Raw genomic sequence first — 18,369 nt, 5'->3', positions numbered from 1 at the left:
GCACCGCCGCTCCCACTTTTGGTTTTTGTGTGGTTATCGAGGGAGTATGTAGCGCTCGATTGCCTGCGCCGCGCCGTCCTCGGTATTGGCGCCAGTCACCACATCGGCCTGGCGCTTCACCGCCTCTTCCGCCTGCCCCATGGCGATCGACAAGCCTGCACGATGAAACATCGCCGGGTCGTTGCCGCCGTCGCCCAGCGCCGCGGTCTGCTCCAGCGGCACACCGAGAAATTCGGCCAGTGTCGCCAGCGCTGCACCCTTATTCGCCTGCATTGCGGTCACGTCCAGATACACCGGCTGTGAACGCGAGACCTGCGCCTGGCCCTCGACCTTGGGTAGTAACTGCGCTTCCAGCTCGATCAGCAACTGAGTGTTATTGCTGGTGGCGACGATCTTGTCGATACGTTCAAGAAAAGGCTCGAAACGCTCGACCACCACCGGCGGATAACCCAGCCCGTGCTGTTCACGAGGGACCATCGGCCCGTTCGGGTCCTTCAACAGCCAGTCGCCCCCGCTGAACACCCAGACTTCAACGTCCGGTTGATCGGCAAACAGCGCCAATGCCGTCAGCGCAGCCGTCGCCGGCAAGTAATGCGCGACCAGTAAACTGCCGTCCGGATTGACGATGGTGCCACCGTTGAAGGCGGCTGTCGGCAGGTCGACGCCCAAGGCTTCGATCTGCTGCAACATGGCTTTCGGCGGACGGCCAGTGGCCAGGCTGAACAGCACGCCGGCCTCGCGCAAGGAACGAACCGCTTCAATAGTGCGCTGGCTGAGGCTGTGATCGGGCAGCAACAAGGTGCCGTCCATGTCACTGAGCAGAAAACGGATGGGATGTTGCGTTGCATCACTCATCCGAGGCTGTGCCAGACGCGACCGTCGCGGGTCAGCAGTTCTTCTCCAACCTTCGGCCCGTCTTCGCCAGCGGCATACCGCTGCACGCTCGCGTCCTGCTGCCAGGCATCCAGGAAAGGCTGCACGGCGCGCCAGCCATTCTCGATGTTGTCGGCGCGCTGAAACAGCGTCTGATCGCCGGTCAGGCAATCGTAGATCAGCGTTTCGTAGCCGGTGGACGGCTGCATTTCAAAGAAATCCTTGTAGGCAAAGCCCAGTTCGATATTGGCCATCTTCAAGGCCGGGCCGGGTCGTTTGGCCAGCAGATCAAACCACATGCCTTCGTTGGGTTGAATCTGGATCCGCAGGTAGGTCGGTTGCAGCTCATCGACCTCGGTATCGCGGAACTGCGCATACGGCGCCGGTTTGAAGCAGATGACAATCTCGGTATCGCGCACGCTCATGCGCTTGCCGGTGCGCAGGTAGAACGGCACGCCGACCCAGCGCCAGTTGTCGATCATGACTTTCAGCGCGACGTAGGTTTCGGTGTTGCTGTCGGGCGCCACGTTGTTTTCCTGGCGATAACCCGGCAACTCTTTGCCGTCGACTTCACCCGCCGTGTATTGGCCACGCACCGAGTTGGCCAGCGCTTCCTCGACCGACCAAGGCCGAATCGCACCGACCACCTTGGCTTTCTCGCCGCGTACCGCATCAGCGCCGAAGGCGGCCGGCGGCTCCATCGCGACCATCGCCAGCAATTGGAACAGGTGATTGGGCACCATGTCCCGCAAGGCGCCGGTGTGTTCATAAAAACTGCCACGGGTTTCCACACCGACGGTTTCGGCGGCGGTGATTTGCACGTGATCGATGTAGTGATTGTTCCAGAACGCTTCGAACAGGCTATTGGAGAACCGGCTGATCAGAATGTTCTGCACGGTTTCCTTGCCCAGATAGTGATCGATTCGGTAGATCTGGTTTTCCGTCATCACCTTCAGCAAGCAAGCGTTCAAGGCTTCGGCAGTGTGCAGATCGGAACCGAAAGGTTTTTCGATCACCACCCTTCTGAACGCCTCGGGCGTTTCCGCAAGCAAGCCGGCGGCACCGAGACGGCGCACCACTTCGCTGAAAAAGCGTGGCGCGGTGGCCAGGTAGAAGACGGCGTTGCCGGTGCCACTGGCGGCGATTTTCGCCGCCAGCGCTTGATAGGTGCTGTCGTCCAGGAAGTCACCCTGGACGTAGCTGATGCCTCTGGCCAGCGTGGCCCACAAGTCCGGGTCAAGGGCTTGATCGCCCTTGCCGACCTTGGCGGCCACTTCGGCTCGAATGAAGTCCTCGAGTTTTTTCGCAAAGGCTTCGTCGGTGATGGCGTTGTGGTCAACGCCGATGATCCGCAGTCCATCCCCAAGCAGACCGTCACGACTCAGGTTGTACAGCGCCGGCATCAGCAGACGCTTGACCAGGTCACCATGGGCACCGAACAGGAACAACGTGGTCGGTGGTGCGGGTTCTGCCTTGGATTTATTGCGGATCAAGCGAGTCATTTTTTCGCAGTCTCCACGTGACCGCCGAAGCCGAAGCGCTGGGCCGAGAGAATCTTGTCGCCAAAGGTGCCTTGCCCGCGCGAACGGTAGCGCGAGAACAGCGAGTTCGACAGCACCGGCACGGGCACCGATTGCTCCATGGCGGCTTCGATGGTCCAGCGACCTTCACCGCTGTCGGCCACCGAGCCAGAATAGCCTTCGAGTGTCGGATCACCGGCCAAGGCGTCGGCGGTCAGGTCGAGCAACCAAGACGACACGACGCTACCACGGCGCCAGACTTCGGCGATGTCGCCAACGTTCAGGTCGAACCGCTGGTCTTGCGGCAGGTTGGTGCTGGCTTTGGTCTTGAGGATGTCGAAGCCTTCGGCGAAGGCCTGCATCATTCCGTATTCGATGCCGTTGTGGATCATTTTCACGAAATGGCCAGAACCGGCCGGGCCTGCGTGGATATAACCGCGCTCGGCACGATCGTCTTCGGATTTGCGGTCCTTGGTCCGCGGGATGTCGCCCAGGCCGGGTGCAAGGCTCTCGAACAGCGGATCAAGGCGTCTAACCACCTCGGCTTCGCCGCCGATCATCATGCAGTAACCACGCTCCAGGCCCCAGACGCCGCCGGAGGTGCCGACGTCGATGTAATGCAGGCCTTTCTCCGACAGGGTTTTCGCCCGGCGGATGTCGTCCTTATAGAAGGTGTTGCCGCCGTCGATAATGGTATCGCCGGCTTCAAGCAAAGTGCTCAAGGTGTCGATGGTGTCTTCGGTCGGTGCGCCGGCCGGCAGCATGACCCACACCGCGCGTGGTTTGGCCAGGCCAGCGATCAACGCCGGCAGGTTGATGACGCCAGAGGCGCCCTCTGCGGCCAGGGTGTCGACAAAGGCGGTATTGCGGTCGTAAACAACGGTGGTATGCCCGTTGAGCATCAGGCGCCGCGCAATATTGCCGCCCATGCGGCCCAGTCCAATAATCCCGAGTTGCATGTGCTGATGCTCCCTACTACAAATAATGTGTGTCAAAGGTTATAGCCCAACGCGACTAATGTGGGTTAGTCCAGAGCGTTGGCACATAGTTTCCGGGCATTGTGCCCGATCCCGATTGATAACGTCGGTTATCGCGCTGACGACACAACGACCATGAAAAATAAAAAAGTTCCCTTCTAGGGCAAAAGAAATCAAAATTGGTGCCGATAGTAATTCAGCACCGATCTCGGGGCGGTTTTACAGTTGAGGCAACCATTTGCGAGGTGAGCAATGGGCACAGTACACGCAGCACGGCCAGCACAAACCCTTTACGTCACGATCCGTCGTGATGAATTGCGCCAGTTGAAAGACGAGCGCGACCAGTTGAGGCAGGAGCTCGCGCAATTGCGCTTGTTGACACAAGGCACTCAGGCCCAGCCCTTGCCCATCGCCCACCATGCCCCTCACGCCTGACCCCCTCGCTTGAATCGGAAACAGCCCTCTGCTGTTTCCGATATCGTTTCGCCTCGCCACGGTACTCACAAAGTTTTCACATCGCCTTGTTGATACTCCGGCGCTTTATGGCCGTTCGGTATCCGCACGGCACCCGTTCGTCGGTGACATCCTAGTCCCTGCGATGGAAGTGTGATTTCTGGCTGGAGCGCTGAATGGCTTTGTTTAAACGCAGCAATACGTCTGCGAAGGGTTTCGACTGGACAGGATTTCTCTGGCTGTTCCTGTTCTTCTGGTATTTTTCGGGCATTACCCAACTGCTGATCCAACTGACAGGCACCTCTGGTTTTACCGGGTTTCGCCAGGCCTTTGTGATGAGCGCCATCTGGCTCGCGCCGATGTTGCTGTTCCCCAAACAAACACGTGTCATGGCCGCGCTGATCGGCGTGGTGCTGTGGGCCTGCTCGATGGCCAGTCTGGGTTATTTCTTCATCTATCAGCAGGAATTTTCCCAAAGCGTCATCTTCATTATGTTCGAATCGAACATCTCTGAAGCAGGCGAGTACATGACTCAGTATTTTGCCTGGTGGATGGTGGCGGCGTTCCTCGCTCACACCGCTTTCGCTTACTTCCTCTGGACTCGCTTGCGCCCGGTGTACATGCTTCGCGGTCGGGCACTGGTGGCTGCAACGGCCATTGTGGTCGCTGTCGTCGGTTATCCGCTGATCAAGCAAACCGCGCGTACCGGCAGCCTCGCCGGCGGTTTCGAGAAATTCGAAACGCGCATCGAGCCCGCCGTGCCTTGGCAGATGGCCGTGGCCTATCATCGCTACCTCGATACCCTGGCCGGCATGCAAGACATGCTCCATAGCGCCAGCAAGATTCCACCCCTGCACAACCTGAAAGATTCGACGGCCAATCAGCCGGCGACCCTGGTGCTGGTGATCGGCGAGTCCACCAACCGTCAGCGCATGAGCCTCTACGGCTACCCTCGGCAAACCACTCCGGAGCTGGACAAGCTCAAGGATCAACTGGCGGTCTTTGATAACGTCATCACCCCGCGCCCTTACACCATCGAGGCGCTGCAGCAGGTTCTGACCTTCGCCGACGAAGAAAACCCGGATCTGTACCTGTCGACCCCATCGCTGGTGAGCATGATGAAGCAGGCGGGTTACAAGACGTTCTGGATCACCAACCAGCAGACCATGACAAAGCGCAACACCATGCTGACGACCTTCTCCGAACAGGCCGACGAGCAGGTATATCTGAACAACAACCGCAACCAGAATGCCGCCCAGTACGATGGCGACGTGATCGAGCCGTTCAACAAGGCATTGACCGACGCTGCGCCGCGCAAGCTGATCGTCGTGCATTTGCTTGGCACGCACATGAGCTACCAATACCGTTATCCGTCGTCCTTCGATAAGTTCAAGGACCGCAAAGGCGTTCCGGACGGTGTGCGCGACGATCAGGTGCCGACGTACAACAGCTATGACAACGCAGTGCTGTACAACGACTTTGTGGTCTCGAGCCTGATCAAGGACTACGCCAAGTCTGATCCGAACGGGTTCCTGCTGTACCTCTCCGACCATGGTGAAGACGTGTTCGATTCCCCTGGCCATAGCACGCTGGGTCGCAACGAGAGCAAACCGACGGCGCCGATGTACACCATTCCGTTCATGGCCTGGGCCTCGCCGAAATGGCGCGAAAACCATGACTGGAGTTTTGCCGCCGATCTAGGGCGTCCTTACAGCAGTTCGCATCTGATCCATACCTGGGCTGATCTCGCAGGCTTGAGCTTTGATGAACTGGATCGCAGCAAGAGCCTGGTCAGTGAGAGCTTCAAGCCCCGTCCATTGATGATCGGCAATCCTTACGAGCGCGAACAAAAGGCACTGATCGATTTTAGCCTGATGAAACCCAGGGCCACGCCTGCCAACCCGGCAGTCGTTCAGAAGTAATCTTTTCAGGGGCCGGCTCCGGCCCCTTTTTCTTACGCCATTGCGCGACTGCTCTGCCCGCCCCCACAAATAACAATTATTCTCGTTTTGTGCTAAATGCCGGGCTGCTCTACATCACGCCTGAGTACTCGGCTTACGTCAGCCACACCGATATTTTCAAACCGCAAGAAGACCGTGACAGCCATCACAAATACCTGGAACCGGTGCTCGGCAGCAACTATGAGCTGGGGCTCAAGGGCAGCCTCCTGGAAGAGCGCCTCAACCTCGCCACCGCATTGTTCTGGAGCAAGCAGGATAACGTCGACGAACTCGACGATTCGGTGCCACCGGACCCGGTCACCGGGGATATGTTGCGCTTCTCCACGGCCTATCGCCTCCCCGGCGACTGGCAGGCACCCCGCGCACGGTGACCCCGAGCCTGGACTGGAAGCTCTAGGCTTTGTTAATTCCCGCTTAACGAAATCGGCGGCTAATGAGTGCTCGACATTGATTCATTGATTCATGGACGAAGGCATCCGACATCCTTAGTGGGAGGCAACCATGAAACATACACCCCTGATCATTGCCAGCCTGATGACGTTCGTCTCGGCCAGCGCATCTGCCGAAGGTGGGGCTGAGCGCATGAGGTATTACTTCGCGAACTTCCCGGTCGCCCAACAGCAAGACCCAAGCAGGGCCAACGATAGCAACAGTTCTGAACTCCGGATTCCGGACGATCAAACCGCGCAGGTGACCGAGTCCTACAGACCGAAATGACCGAAAGAGGGCGTCCTGATGGACGCCCTTTTTTCGCCAGTGAAATTACAGCGCCTTGGTCCAGAACAGCATACGACCATGCGCAGGATCGAACATGCCCGCGGCAAAACCGAACTTGTCATAAGACGCCTGGGCGGCCGCATTGCCTTCCAATACCTCCAAGGTGATTTTGCAGCAGCCACGCTGGCGGGCGATGTCCTCGACCTTGTGCAACATTTTCTGGCTCAACCCCAAGCCGCGAAACGTCTTCACCACCATCACATCGTGCACATTGACCAATGGCCGACAGGCGAACGTCGAGAAACCTTCGAAGCAATTGACCAGCCCGGCCGGCTCGCCGCCGACAAAGGCCAAAACGCTGAACGCATGGGGACGCCTGGCCAGTTCCGCCGGCAATTGCTCCAGCACGTCGGCGGGCAACGAGTGGCCGCCGCCCATCGGGTCTTCGGCATAAGCATTCAGCACCAGACGAATAGCCTCGGCATGCACCGCATTGGTGTAGCTGGCCTGAAGCACAAGAATTTCTGCGGATTCCATTTCCACCCTCGTTTACACATGAAGTAGCCCCAGCACGCAGCTCGTACTGGAAAGCCGAACGACAATATCGCGAGCGCTGCTCATGCTGCAATCTTTACGCTCAAGCCCCCCAGATCAGCGTTTCGGTCCACCCCAGCTCGGCAAAATCCTCGGCCCTCAAGCCTGACTCGCCGGCACAGAAAAATTCGTCCAGTTGCGGCGGTTTGACCGAGGTACCGCTGAGCATGGCGTGAACCTGCCCTCGATGATGAATCTGGTGCTCCAACAGATGGGAGAGCATACGTACGCGGCTCTCATATTGCGGCGTGTCCCGGGCGATGGTCACGATCTTCCCGAGGTCGGCGTCGCGCATTTGCTCGCAGTAGGCGATCAGTCGCCGGTCTACCAGCGCTTGTTCGCGCTTGAGGTCGACCGCTTGCGTAAACGGCTCGTCCTGGTTGAAAAACACGTAGCAATCGGGATGCGGATCGTCGCCGCGCAACTCCCGCTCCAGCGCATCCACGTAAAACCAGTCGCAGGTCAGGATGTGATTGAGGGTAGCGCGCAGACTGGGAAAGAAACTGACCCGTGGTGCCGCCAGCTCGGCCGGGCTCAACTGGCTCCAGGTCTTGGCGAGTCGATGATTGGCCCAGGCGTTCTGATAGGCCATGGTCAGCAAATGGTGCGACAGAGGCTGATTCATGTTCGCGGCTCCTGGGTTCAAGCTTCAGCGAAACGTTGCAGCTGCATTTCCTGTAAACGGCTGAGGGTGCGGCGGAACGGGAATTCCAGATAGCCGTCGGTGTACAACGATTCCATGGGCACCTGCGCTTCGAGGCACAGCGGCACCTTGCGGTCGTAGCACTCGTCCACCAAGGCAATGAAACGCCGTACACCGTCGTCATTCACCGACAACTGCGGCAATTCACGATCGCCCGCCACCACGCGCTCGACGCCATCTTCAGTGCCCCGGGCGATGCGCCCTTCGCGCTTTTGCGCGCTGAGGTTGGGCACGTCACTCAACAGAATAGCGCTGAAGGTGTCGCACAGGGCGATGAAATCCATGGCGGCAAAAGGCTGTTCACAGAGATCGGCGTAACGACTCCAGAGCACGGTTTCACTGGTCTGCACGACATTAAGTGAGCGATAGCCAACCTTGATCGAGTCACTGGACACCGACTGGCCAACGGTCAGTGCCTTGAACACTTCGCCCAGCGCACTGGGCTGTCCCGGTTCCGTCACCCAGTAACGTTGCAAACCAATGCCGGGGTGCAGCCGATGATCTTCACCACCGTCCACCGCAATCACCTGCATATGTTTCTTGATGGCCTCGATGGCGGGCACGAACCGGTCGCGGTTGAAGCCATCGGCGTACAGTTGATCCGGGGGCTGATTGGAGGTGCAAACCACGACCACGCCCTGCTCGAACATCACCTGAAACAAACGGCCAAGAATGATGGCGTCGCCGATGTCGTTGACGAACAGTTCGTCAAAACACAGCACCCGCACTTCCTCGCTCAGTTCGCGAGCCAGCGCCTTTAACGGGTCAGCGGTGCCGGTCAGCTGAAACGAACGCTGATGCACCCAGCCCATAAAATGGTGAAAGTGTTGGCGACGGGCCGGGACCTTCAGGCTTTGGTAGAACTGGTCCATCAACCAGGTTTTACCGCGTCCGACCGGCCCCCAGAGGTACACGCCGGTGATCGGCGCGCGCCCTTCATGCAGCGCTTCGTAGCATGTTTGCAGCGCCCAGACGGCATGTTCCTGAGCTTCGTCCTGGACGAAGCCCTTCTGTTCGATGGCGTGTTGCCAGGCGCTTAAGGGAGAGTCGACATTCATGCGCGGCAGTATGCCACGCGGCTTGGTTAGAGGGAGATGTCTAGCCTGGCGATCTTGCCCTGCTCATTCAGGCGAAACATATAGCGCAACTCCAGAGGGCTGCCAGGAAACGTCCCAGAGATCAGGTTATGCACCAACACTTTGCCGGTGCGCAGTTGCACGTCGAGCACTTCAACCCGCGGCTGGTAACGCTGGGCGGTGTCTTGCATCCATTGCGCGATGGCCTGGGTGCCGACCTGGTGCTGGCCTTCATCGAACACATTGGCATCCTCAGCGAAAAAACTGGCGACCCGCGAGGTGTCGCGGGCATTGGCCGCAGCAATATAGGCGGCGATGGCGGGGGCCAGTGAAGAGGCTGGATTGGGCATGTTTACGGCTCCTTGTTTATTGATTCTGGAACCATGCTAGAACAAGCTTGTGTCAGTTCTTGTCAGGAGTGAAGCGCCCTGCTTCGTCCAGTTGCATCTGCTTGCGCCAGGTCCGCAACAGGTCGCCGCGCCGACCCGGATAACGCGCGCCCTGCGCACTGGCGGTCGAGATCCGGTCGGTGCGAAAGGTGCGATAGGCACTGCGCAACTCACACCAGGCGACGATGATTCGCACCTCGTTCAGAAACCCCAGGGCCAGCGGCCAGATCAGCCGCTGACTCGGCACCTGATGAGCGTCCGCGTAGTCGATGTGCAATTTGGCCTGATCGCGGATGGCTTGGCGAAACACAGTCAGTGGCACCGCGTTTGGCGCAAAGCCATAACCGCGCGGGCCCGGCAGGACTGTCGGGTTGCGTAACGCGTCGAGCGCTTCAGGCGCCAATACCGCGGCAATCTTGGCCAGCGCATCCGCCGCAGCCTTGCTCAATACGTCATCCCCGCGCTGATCCACATAGCGCAAGCCCAGCACGATGGCTTCGGTTTCATCGGCGTTGAGCATCAACGGCGGCAGAAACAAACCGCTGCGCAGCACGTAACCAATACCCGCTTCGCCGTAGATCGGCGCACCCAGTGCGGTGAGTTCAGCGATGTCGCGGTACAGCGTACGCTCGGAAATTTCCAATTCGCCGGCAAGCGTCGCCGCGGTCACCGGACGACTTTTGCCGCGCAGCAGTTGCAACAAGGTCAGTAGACGAGTGGTACGCGACACGATCGGCAGGCTCTGTCCGGAAAAGTTGTCGGAGCTTAGCAGAGCGCCCTGTCAGAAAGTGGCAGTAGCTTGCCGGCGCGCACCGGATCGTCGAACCGCGCAGGTCAGTTTTGCGGCCGAAGACTTTGTAATGCATGGGATGACTCTGCAATTGAGTGCTGAACAGTTGTCGCGACTTGAGGGTGTCAGCTCTGTGGCGATGGGCGTGCTCCATGAATCCATTACCGGGTCGATGGCGCGATTTACCGGGGCTGAAATATTGGACCTGCCAAACATTCCAGTGGCCTGACACAGATCAAATAATGAAATGGCTACCCCCGCCGCCCTCTGTGATCGCCCACTAAGCTTTCACAGGGGGCCTATCGGAGACCGTTGCCATGAACAAAGTAGCTATTGCCGCCATCGACCTGGGAAAACACTCCTTTCACCTGCATGCTCAAGATGATCGTGGTCATGAGCTCCAGCGCAAAAAGTTTACTCGAGTGGCGCTGATCCAACACCTGGCGAACCTCGATCCCTGCACCGTCGTGATGGAAGCCTGTGGCGGCGCCCACTTCATGGCGCAGGAGGTCGCAAAGCTGGGACATACGCCCAAGCTCATTGCGCCTCATCTCGTGCGTCCTTATGTGAAAAGCAACAAGAACGACTTCGCTGACGCCGAGGCGATCTGCGAGGCAGCGACCCGCCCAACGATGCGCTTTGTCGCCCCCAAGACCCAGGCTCAGCAGGCGTTGGCCATGCTCAACTCGACACGGGATTCGTTCATCAAAGACCGCACCGCGACCGTCAATCGGATTCACGCAGCCCTTCTGGAGGTTGGCGTCAGCTTGGCCCCAGGCTTCAAATCGATCAACGATCTGCCGGCGCTACTTGAGGCGAGTTCATTTTCTGAAGACATCAAAATAATTCTGACGATGCTACATGAGCACTTCAACTACCTGAATGAGCGGATCAAGGCATTGGATAAGCGAGTGCAATGCCAGGCCGCTGAAGATGATTTGGCATCTCGTTTGATGACCATGCCGTGTGTCGGCCCGATCACCTCCACCGTCCTGGCTGCCGAGTTGGGTGATGGCAAACAGTTCAAATGCGGGCGAGGCTATTCGGCCTCGATCGGGCTGGTGCCCAAACAGCATTCCACGGGCGGCAAGACCGTTCTATTGGGCATCAGCAAGCGCGGTGATCGCAACCAGAGGCGCCTGCTCATCCAGTGCGCCCGTGTCTACTTGATGCAGCTGGAGCGCCAGAAAGGCTGGCTGGCGGACTGGGTCCGGCAGCTATTAGCCCACCATCACTCCAACCATGTGGTCTGCGCGCTGGCCAATAAGCTGGCGAGGATCGCCTGGGCGATTGCGGCACACCACTCTGAATTCGATGCAGGGCCAACCGCGATGAACGCCTGACCCTGCTGTCACCCGAGCACCACCCACCTGGTTTTGCGATGCTGGATAACAGATGACGTGAACGGCCAACCGGCCTGACGACAACCCTGAGCTCCCACACGGCTGAAAGGCCGTTCGAATAATTAGGATCGTCGGGCATCGATTCTCATCGAGGCGCGGGGGCCACAACCCCACTCAGACGCCGGATAGATGAAAGCAAGCCAACCACGCATCAAAAACAGTATTGCAGAAAAGGGGGTAACCATAGATGTGGGAGCGAGCTTGCTCGCGATGGCGGCCTTACATTCAACACGTCTGTTACATGTGCCGGCCCCATCGCGAGCAAGCTCGCTCCCACATTTTGGTTTGTGAGTTACCGGTCGACCTTATGCTTCGCTGCATAGAGGCACAGCATTTCCATCGCCAACGTCGCCGCCGCCAGTGAGGTAATGTCCGCGCTGTCGTAGGCCGGCGCCACTTCCACGACGTCCATCCCCACCAGATTAATCCCGCGCAAGCCACCGAGGATTTCCAGCGCCTGCACCGTGCTCAAGCCGCCACACACCGGTGTTCCGGTGCCCGGAGCGAATGCCGGATCGAGGCAATCAATGTCGAACGTCAGGTACACCGGGTGATCGCCGACCCTCGCCCGAATCGCTTCGACAATCGCATCAACGCCACGTCGATGCACTTGCCGCGCATCCAGCACCTGAAAGCCCTGGTGATCGTCATTGGTGGTGCGCAACCCGATCTGCACCGAACGCGACGGATCCACCAGCCCTTCCTTGGTCGCGTGCCAGAACATCGTGCCGTGATCGACGCGCTTGCCGTCTTCGTCCGGCCAGGTGTCGCTGTGGGCGTCGAAGTGGATCAACGACAGCGGACCATGTTTACGCGCATGGGCCTTGAGCAGCGGATACGTGATGAAGTGATCCCCGCCGAACGTCAGCATCGCGCTACCGGCGTTGAGGATGTGTTCGGCGTGGGCTTCGATGCATTCCGGCACCGACTGCGGCGTGCCGTAATCGAAGTCGCAATCACCGTAGTCGATGACCGCCAGATGGTCGAACGGGTCGAAGGTCCACGGCCAGTGGCGTTCCCAGGCAATCCCGGTGGACGCAGCACGAATGCCGCGTGGTCCGAAACGCGCTCCGGGGCGGTTGCTGGTGGCGGTGTCGAACGGGACACCGCTGACCGCTACGTCAACGCCGCGCAAGTCGCGACTGTAGCGACGACGCATGAAACTGGTGATACCGGCGTAGGTACTTTCTGCGGCAGTGCCATAGAGGCTGTCGCGGGTCATGGCCTGATCGTTTTGCATCGGGACGTCCATCAGGTATTCCTTTTTAGTGGCGGCTACGGAAAGTGGTCCACAAGCGCGTGCGTTGACGCATGTCCTTGAGGCTCATGCTGCGATCGGCGTACAGCCGGTCACGTACGTCGGCCAGCGGGTAGATGTCCGGGTCGGTGCGCACTGCCTCATCCACCAGCGGTGTTGCCGCCTGGTTGGCCGTCGCGAAGAACAGTTGGTTGGTCAATGCCGCGACGGATTCCGGGCGCAGCATGAACTCGATGAAGGCGCGGGCAGCTTCGGGGTGAGGCGCATCCTTGGGGATCGCCAGGTTGTCTTGCCAGACCAGCGTGCCCTCTTTCGGAATCCGGTACGCCACTTCAAACGGCTTGTTGGCCTTGCGCGCCTGATCGGCGGCCATGCTGGCGTCACCGTTGTAAGTCAACGCCAGGCAGACGCTGCCGTTGGCCAGGTCGCTGATCTGCCGACCGGTGGCGACGTACAACACATTGGGTTGCAGCTGATGCAGCAGCGCTTCGGCGGCTGACAGATCGGCCTTGTCGGTGCTGTAAGGATTTTTACCCAGGTAATGCAGCGCCAGGCCGACCACTTCCTGGGGTGAATCGAGAATGGCAATACCGCAGTCTTTCAGTTTGCTGGCGTATTCAGGCTTGAACAGTAGGTCCAGGCTGTTGAGCGGCACATTCGGCAATCGCTGCTTCACGGCTTCGACGTTCATTCCCAAACCCAGGGTGCCCCAAGTGTAGGGCACGCCATAGCGGTTGCCGGGATCGACGACGGCGAGTTTTTCCAGCAAATCCGGATCGAGGTTGGCGTAACCCTTGAGGCCTTCGTGAGGAATCTCTTGCAACGCACCGGCTGCCAGTCCGCGGGCCAGCACACTGGAAGACGGCACGACCACGTCGTAACCGCTGCCCCCGGTGAGCAACTTGGTTTCGAGTACCTCCGAAGAATCGAAGGTGTCGTACCGCACATGGATGCCGGTTTCCTGTTCGAAACGCTGCAAGGTTTCGGGAGCGACGTAATCAGCCCAACTGTAGAGGTTGACGACTTTTTCTTCGGCCTGGGCCGATACGGCCATGGCGAGAAACAGCGCGGGTAAACACGGTTTAAACGTGGGAGCCATGACGAAACACCTGACCAGATGAAGTGGATGCAGAATGCGTCGTCGGATACATTGGAAAAATACCAAGTTAGTTATCCTGACTTTATCCAGGAGTAATGTTTGATGCTCGGCCAACTCCATGATCTCGATCTGCAACTGCTGCGCCTGTTCGTCAACGTCGTGGAGTGCGGCGGCTTCAGCGCGGCTCAGGGTGAATTGGGTTTGAGCCAGTCGAGCATCAGCCAGCAAATGGCCAAACTGGAAACCCGGCTCGGCTATCGGCTGTGCAGTCGCGGCAAGGGTGGTTTCAAAATCACGCCCAAGGGCGAACAACTGCTCAGCGCGACTCGCAGCCTGTTCGAGTCCATCGAAGCCTTCCGCCATCAATCCAATGGTGTGGCCGGGCGCTTGATCGGCGAGGTTCGTCTGGGGCTGTCCGAAGCGCTCGATCAATCCGTGTTGCAACGGGTGGCCGATGCGATCCGGCGCTTTCGTGAACGGGACGAGTCGGTGCGCATCGAGTTGATCAGCGCCATGCCCGGTGAAATGGAACGGTTGCTGCTGCAACAACGACTGGACCTGGCGATCGGCTATTTCTCACAAGTGCAAAGCGCTTTTGACTACCGCGAACTGTTTACCGAAGCCCAGCACCTGTATTGCGCCGCCGGACATCCGCTGTTCACCGACGATGCGCCTGACGATCACGCGCTACAGGCGTGTGATCGAGTCGATCACCCTTACCGTTTCCTGCGCAGCGACGAACCCTTCCAGGGGACGATGTGTTCGGCGCGTTCGGAGCAAGTCGAAGGCACCCTCGCCTTTATTCTTTCCGGTAAACACGTTGGCTATTTGCCCAATCACTTTGCCCGCAGCTGGGAAGACAAAGGATTGCTGCGAGCCGTACGCCGAGAGGGCATGAGTTTCGACGTGGCGTTTCATCTGGCCCGGCATCGCGCCCAGGTGCCGGGGGATGCGCAAAAGGCATTTGAAGAGGATTTGCTGGCGGCGTTTGCGGCACCCGTTTGATGATGATCGTTCCCATGCTCTGAACTGAACCCGTCTCGCCTGCAGCTGTCGCACCCTTGAACCGCTAGAAAATGCTCGAGGCCGAGCCACTGGCGGTCCGGCCTTTTCTTTAAGAGAGCATGTCCATGCGCAGTGTCCACGCCGTAATCCTTTCCCTTCTTTTGCTCTCCCTGAGCGCCTGCGCCCTGCTCCCCAATCGCGATCCGCTGAACATCAACGTGGTTGGCTTCGAGGCGCTGCAAAGCCAGGACATGGAAGTGCGTTTTGCCGTGAAAATACGTGTGCAAAATCCCAATGAAACCGCGATCGACTACAACGGCGTGGCCCTGGACCTGGAGGTCAATGGCCAGCCACTCGCCTCCGGCGTCAGCGATCAAGCGGGCTCGATTGCACGCTTTTCCGAAACCGTGCTGACGGTGCCGGTGAGCGTTTCGGCGTTCTCGGTGCTGCGTCAGACCCTGGGCCTGAGCCAGACACAAACCCTGAACAACCTGCCCTACGTGCTGCGAGGAAAACTGGCGGGCGGCTTGTTTGGCACCCTGCGTTTCGTGGACAGTGGCAAACTCAGTTTGCCAGCGTCGACGTCCGGCACCTGGTAATTGCGACTCAAGGAGCGAAAAAGAACATGGAAGTCACACCCACCCTCGACACCGAACGCTTGATCCTGCGCCCGCTGGCGTTGGCCGATGCCGAAGCCATCCAGCAACAGTTCCCGCACTGGGAAGTGGTGCGTTACCTGAACGCCCTCGTCCCTTGGCCGTACCCTGCTGACGGCGCACTGACCTATCTGCGTGACAATGCCCTGCCAGCGATTGCGCGCGGTGATGAGTGGCATTGGTCGATCCGCTTAAAGTCCGCGCCCGATCAGTTAATTGGCAATGTCAGCCTGATGAATGAACAGGACAACAACCGCGGCTTCTGGCTAGGACCAAAATGGCAAGGCCAGGGTTTGATGACCGAAGCCAGTGCGGCCGTCACCGAGTACTGGTTCAAAACCCTCGGCCGGTCAGTGCTGCGTGTACCGAAAGCGGCGCCCAACATCGGCTCGCGCAAACTTTCGGAACGCACCGGTATGCGCTTGATCCGCAGCGATGAGGGCGACTTCGTCAGCGGGCGATTCCCCAAAGACCTCTGGGAAATCACCCGTGAAGAGTGGTTAACGCAACCTAGAGATCCAGGGGTTATGCGTTGAAGCGGACACCCGGTTTGGCGCACTCATCCACCGACAACTCAAACACGTCCGGGCGCTCGTAGTGCCCCACCACGTCGTAATCGTAACGGGCGCGGATCAGGTCATCGGTGTCGATTTCTGCGGTGAGCAAACCATCAGTCTTGAGGAATTCGTCGCCCGCGAGCACATCCTGGTGTCGTCGGGTGGTTTTATCGGGATCACCGAGGAGGGGCTGGCGACGCTGGGGTTGAGTCGGCGGGTATGCGCGTCGACCACACACTTTGCAGCATTGCCGCACTTGCTCAAGGGCAGCCAGGCCGTGGCGACCATTGCGGCCCATGCGGCCCAAAGCATTGCGGCGCTCAGCGGCCTGGCGCTGCTGCCCTGCCCCCTGGCGTTGCCGCGTTACCCGATCGAACTGGGCTGGCGCACCAGTACCCAGTTCGATCCGCTGGTACTGAAAGTGCGTGAGGCCATTGTCGCGAGTTTCGCGTGTTCTACTTGGCAGCCATGAGGCGATTGATCTCGCTGCGCACCATGTTCGCGAATTCCGGGGGCGACATGCCGTCAAGTTCGGCACGGACCCACTCGGACCATTTGCCTTTGCGCTTGGCGCGCTCACCGAACAACCGTGCAGCCTCGCCCTTGGACTTGCCCAGGTTGCTTTGCCAGAGATCGAACAGACGGGATTTCTCATCTTCAAGCGCAGCGCGCTCGGCAAGGGGTTTGTCGGCCAGATTGAAGCTCATGGGAGTTACCTGCTGCGTAAATTAGGCGACATCTTACACTGTAGGAGGAAACGTCCGACTCAGGATTTTTCTTCAGGGTGGAGTCAACGCGAAAACTCACTGCAACTTTTTCGCTGACGACAGACTCCATTGTTCATTGCCCATTTACCTGCAAGGAGTACCCCAATGGCCCGGAAAAACGCCGCACAAGTCGCCGAAGATCAGATCAAGGATCAGGCCTTCAGCGAACTTCAGGCTCTGATCGAAGAGTCGGAGAAACTGTTGAAAAGCAGTGCCTCACTCGTCGGTGCAGAAGCGGACACACTTCGTGGGCAAATCGCCGAGAAACTTCAGCAGGCTAGGGACTCCGTCACCAGCGTTCGTGACCGGACCAAACCTGCGGTCGCAGCCACTGAAACCTACATCGGTGGTCATCCGTGGCAAACCGTGGCCATCTCCGCCGGTTTTGGCTTGGTAGTCGGGTTGTTGCTGGGCCGGCGTTAAGCGGTACCGCTTTAATGGGTACTGAGCAGAAAGGCGAGCTTTTCGCTCGCCTTTTTCATGCCCGGGTTTTAGGCAGACCTCAGAGCCCGGCCAATTCCCGCAAATTCGCCAATGTCTGAGTATCGAGCTTAATGCCTTCGGTGCTGGCCTTGGCCCGCTGCTGGTGACGTCGATCACCCGGCAAACGCTTGAGCCCTACACCATGCATCTGCCGGACCAGCTCCTGGCTGCGCTCGGCAAAACTCTGCCCCGCCGCCTTGCTCGGGTCGATCACGATCAGCAGTTGGCCGGTCCACGGCGTCTTGGCCCCCGGATGGTTCGACCAATCGAACTCGAAGGAAAAATTCCCGCCGGTCAACGCCGCCGCCAACAGCTCGACCATCATCGACAGCGCCGAACCTTTATGCCCGCCAAACGGTAGCAACGCGCCGCCTTCAAGAATCGCTTTCGGGTCCTGGGTCGGCTGGCCGAGACCATCGACACCCATGCCTGGCGGCAAACGCTCGCCCTTGCGTGCGGCGATCTGCACATCGCCATGGGCAATGGCGCTGGTCGCCAAATCAAAGACAATCGGTTCGCCATCAGCCCGAGGGGCGGCGAACGCAATCGGGTTCGTCCCGAACAACGGGCGATCGGCACCGTGCGGCACCACGCAGGTCATGCTGTTGACCACGCTCAGCGCCACCAGCCCTTCGTAAGCGAAAGGCTCGACATCCGGCCACAAGGCTGCGAAGTGGTGGGAATTACGAATCGCCAGCACCGCAATGCCGGCACTGCGGGCTTTTTCGACCAGCAGTGCGCGTGCTGCCGCCAGGGCCGGCTGGGCGAAACCATTGCCGGCGTCGACCCGGACAAAACCCGAAGCGACGTCCTCGACCACCGGCACGGCCTGGCCATTGACCCAGCCGCTCTTGAGCGTCGAGACATAACCTGGAATACGAAACACGCCGTGACTATGGGCGCCATCGCGCTCGGCACCGGCGCAGTTGAGGGCCAGTGTTTTGGCGACATCGGCGCTGGTGCCATGACGCTGGAAAATCTGCTCAAGCAAAAGAACGAGCGCGTCGAAATCGAGCGTTTGAGTGCTCGAACTGACGGCCATTTCGGGCGTTGCGGTCATCTGAAGCTCCAGTTTTATTATTGAGTAC

21 protein-coding genes and 3 pseudogenes are annotated in these 18,369 nt (G+C 59.2%); 11 read left to right on the top strand and 13 right to left on the bottom strand.

Annotated elements, in window-relative coordinates:
- Positions 1 to 33: 33 nt before the first annotated feature.
- Genes ACYZTR_RS13390 through gnd form a run of 3 tightly spaced genes read right to left on the bottom strand, consistent with a single transcriptional unit; the run spans position 34 to position 3,352 of the window.
- Positions 34 to 855, bottom strand: a complete 822-nt coding sequence (locus ACYZTR_RS13390; RefSeq protein ID WP_461979470.1) for an HAD family hydrolase — start codon at positions 853 to 855, stop codon at positions 34 to 36.
- Entirely contained in the window at positions 852 to 2,375 is a 1,524-nt protein-coding gene (zwf, locus tag ACYZTR_RS13385; RefSeq protein ID WP_461979469.1) for a glucose-6-phosphate dehydrogenase, read from the bottom strand. The genes ACYZTR_RS13390 and zwf overlap by 4 nt, the downstream gene beginning before the upstream one ends.
- Positions 2,372 to 3,352 (bottom strand): phosphogluconate dehydrogenase (NAD(+)-dependent, decarboxylating), encoded by a 981-nt coding sequence (gene gnd / locus ACYZTR_RS13380; protein WP_461979467.1) that lies wholly within the window; start codon positions 3,350 to 3,352, stop codon positions 2,372 to 2,374. Before gnd ends, zwf begins: the two co-directional genes overlap by 4 nt.
- Before the next feature lie 270 nt (positions 3,353 to 3,622).
- On the opposite strand from gnd, the gene ACYZTR_RS13375 reads away from it, so the two are divergent.
- The 4 genes and pseudogenes from ACYZTR_RS13375 to ACYZTR_RS13360 all read left to right on the top strand — a co-directional run bounded on the left by ACYZTR_RS13375 (position 3,623) and on the right by ACYZTR_RS13360 (position 6,501).
- A complete protein-coding gene (locus ACYZTR_RS13375) occupies positions 3,623 to 3,805 on the top strand; it encodes a DUF6026 family protein (RefSeq protein ID WP_461979465.1) in 183 nt (60 codons plus the stop codon).
- Between the two features lie 194 nt (positions 3,806 to 3,999).
- Positions 4,000 to 5,745 carry a phosphoethanolamine transferase CptA gene (locus ACYZTR_RS13370; protein ID WP_461979463.1) on the top strand — a complete coding sequence of 582 codons (1,746 nt, stop codon included), beginning with the start codon at positions 4,000 to 4,002 and terminating at the stop codon, positions 5,743 to 5,745.
- A gap of 47 nt (positions 5,746 to 5,792) precedes the next feature.
- A pseudogene (locus ACYZTR_RS13365) lies at positions 5,793 to 6,140 on the top strand (TonB-dependent receptor domain-containing protein); the annotation flags it as partial.
- A gap of 145 nt (positions 6,141 to 6,285) precedes the next feature.
- Positions 6,286 to 6,501: a hypothetical protein gene (locus ACYZTR_RS13360; RefSeq protein ID WP_461979461.1), complete on the top strand. Its 216-nt coding sequence runs from the start codon at positions 6,286 to 6,288 to the stop codon at positions 6,499 to 6,501.
- Positions 6,502 to 6,546: 45 nt separating this feature from the next.
- Here the strand turns inward: ACYZTR_RS13360 and ACYZTR_RS13355 are convergent, their stop codons facing one another.
- The 5 genes from ACYZTR_RS13355 to ACYZTR_RS13335 all read right to left on the bottom strand — a co-directional run bounded on the left by ACYZTR_RS13355 (position 6,547) and on the right by ACYZTR_RS13335 (position 9,993).
- Positions 6,547 to 7,038: a GNAT family N-acetyltransferase gene (locus ACYZTR_RS13355; RefSeq protein WP_461979459.1), complete on the bottom strand. Its 492-nt coding sequence runs from the start codon at positions 7,036 to 7,038 to the stop codon at positions 6,547 to 6,549.
- A gap of 100 nt (positions 7,039 to 7,138) precedes the next feature.
- Positions 7,139 to 7,720 (bottom strand): DinB family protein, encoded by a 582-nt coding sequence (locus ACYZTR_RS13350; protein ID WP_461979457.1) that lies wholly within the window; start codon positions 7,718 to 7,720, stop codon positions 7,139 to 7,141.
- Positions 7,721 to 7,737: 17 nt separating this feature from the next.
- Positions 7,738 to 8,856 carry a cell division protein ZapE gene (zapE, locus tag ACYZTR_RS13345; RefSeq protein ID WP_461979456.1) on the bottom strand — a complete coding sequence of 373 codons (1,119 nt, stop codon included), beginning with the start codon at positions 8,854 to 8,856 and terminating at the stop codon, positions 7,738 to 7,740.
- 26 nt (positions 8,857 to 8,882) lie between these two features.
- Complete coding sequence (locus ACYZTR_RS13340) at positions 8,883 to 9,224, bottom strand: nuclear transport factor 2 family protein (protein ID WP_461979454.1); 342 nt, start codon at positions 9,222 to 9,224, stop codon at positions 8,883 to 8,885.
- Positions 9,225 to 9,276: 52 nt separating this feature from the next.
- Positions 9,277 to 9,993 carry a helix-turn-helix transcriptional regulator gene (locus ACYZTR_RS13335; protein ID WP_461979452.1) on the bottom strand — a complete coding sequence of 239 codons (717 nt, stop codon included), beginning with the start codon at positions 9,991 to 9,993 and terminating at the stop codon, positions 9,277 to 9,279.
- Positions 9,994 to 10,123: 130 nt separating this feature from the next.
- Here ACYZTR_RS13335 and ACYZTR_RS13330 point away from each other — a divergent pair, with 130 nt between their 5' ends.
- Together ACYZTR_RS13330 and ACYZTR_RS13325 are read left to right on the top strand one after the other, a co-directional pair.
- On the top strand, positions 10,124 to 10,282 hold the full coding sequence (locus ACYZTR_RS13330) for a hypothetical protein (RefSeq protein ID WP_461979450.1): 159 nt from the start codon (positions 10,124 to 10,126) through the stop codon (positions 10,280 to 10,282).
- Positions 10,283 to 10,370: 88 nt separating this feature from the next.
- Positions 10,371 to 11,396: an IS110 family RNA-guided transposase gene (locus ACYZTR_RS13325; RefSeq protein ID WP_461973573.1), complete on the top strand. Its 1,026-nt coding sequence runs from the start codon at positions 10,371 to 10,373 to the stop codon at positions 11,394 to 11,396.
- Between the two features lie 352 nt (positions 11,397 to 11,748).
- On the opposite strand, the gene speB is transcribed toward ACYZTR_RS13325, so the two are convergent.
- Entirely contained in the window at positions 11,749 to 12,708 is a 960-nt protein-coding gene (gene speB / locus ACYZTR_RS13320) for an agmatinase (RefSeq protein WP_461979448.1), read from the bottom strand.
- 13 nt (positions 12,709 to 12,721) lie between these two features.
- Positions 12,722 to 13,813 (bottom strand): polyamine ABC transporter substrate-binding protein, encoded by a 1,092-nt coding sequence (locus ACYZTR_RS13315; protein WP_461979446.1) that lies wholly within the window; start codon positions 13,811 to 13,813, stop codon positions 12,722 to 12,724.
- A gap of 102 nt (positions 13,814 to 13,915) precedes the next feature.
- Between ACYZTR_RS13315 and ACYZTR_RS13310 the strand changes: the two genes are divergently transcribed.
- The 3 genes from ACYZTR_RS13310 (at position 13,916) to ACYZTR_RS13300 (ending at position 16,010) form a co-directional block, all read left to right on the top strand.
- On the top strand, positions 13,916 to 14,818 hold the full coding sequence (locus tag ACYZTR_RS13310) for a LysR family transcriptional regulator (RefSeq protein WP_461979444.1): 903 nt from the start codon (positions 13,916 to 13,918) through the stop codon (positions 14,816 to 14,818).
- Between the two features lie 125 nt (positions 14,819 to 14,943).
- Complete coding sequence (locus ACYZTR_RS13305; protein ID WP_461979443.1) at positions 14,944 to 15,417, top strand: LEA/WHy family protein; 474 nt, start codon at positions 14,944 to 14,946, stop codon at positions 15,415 to 15,417.
- A gap of 26 nt (positions 15,418 to 15,443) precedes the next feature.
- Complete coding sequence (locus ACYZTR_RS13300; protein ID WP_461979441.1) at positions 15,444 to 16,010, top strand: GNAT family N-acetyltransferase; 567 nt, start codon at positions 15,444 to 15,446, stop codon at positions 16,008 to 16,010.
- On the opposite strand, the pseudogene ACYZTR_RS13295 reads toward ACYZTR_RS13300, so the two are convergent.
- A pseudogene (locus ACYZTR_RS13295) lies at positions 16,000 to 16,146 on the bottom strand (carbon-nitrogen hydrolase family protein); the annotation flags it as partial. The gene ACYZTR_RS13300 and the pseudogene ACYZTR_RS13295 sit on opposite strands and share 11 nt — an antisense overlap.
- Between ACYZTR_RS13295 and ACYZTR_RS13290 the strand changes: the two are divergent.
- Positions 16,132 to 16,503, top strand: a pseudogene (locus tag ACYZTR_RS13290) (LysR substrate-binding domain-containing protein); the annotation flags it as partial. The pseudogenes ACYZTR_RS13295 and ACYZTR_RS13290 sit on opposite strands and share 15 nt — an antisense overlap.
- On the opposite strand, the gene ACYZTR_RS13285 reads toward ACYZTR_RS13290, so the two are convergent.
- Positions 16,487 to 16,738 (bottom strand): hypothetical protein, encoded by a 252-nt coding sequence (locus tag ACYZTR_RS13285; RefSeq protein WP_282379433.1) that lies wholly within the window; start codon positions 16,736 to 16,738, stop codon positions 16,487 to 16,489. The pseudogene ACYZTR_RS13290 and the gene ACYZTR_RS13285 sit on opposite strands and share 17 nt — an antisense overlap.
- Before the next feature lie 165 nt (positions 16,739 to 16,903).
- On the opposite strand from ACYZTR_RS13285, the gene ACYZTR_RS13280 reads away from it, so the two are divergent.
- The gene (locus ACYZTR_RS13280; RefSeq protein ID WP_461979439.1) at positions 16,904 to 17,221 is read left to right on the top strand and encodes an ElaB/YgaM/YqjD family protein; all 318 of its coding nucleotides are present in this window, start codon (positions 16,904 to 16,906) and stop codon (positions 17,219 to 17,221) included.
- A gap of 79 nt (positions 17,222 to 17,300) precedes the next feature.
- Here ACYZTR_RS13280 and ACYZTR_RS13275 read toward each other — a convergent pair whose 3' ends face one another.
- Complete coding sequence (locus ACYZTR_RS13275) at positions 17,301 to 18,341, bottom strand: Ldh family oxidoreductase (protein WP_461979437.1); 1,041 nt, start codon at positions 18,339 to 18,341, stop codon at positions 17,301 to 17,303.
- Between the last annotated feature and the right edge of the window lie 28 nt (positions 18,342 to 18,369).

This window comes from Pseudomonas sp. Hz4 (assembly GCF_054898165.1).
The sequence above is the reverse complement of the archived record's forward strand: the minus strand, read 5'-3'. Positions and strand labels throughout refer to the sequence as shown.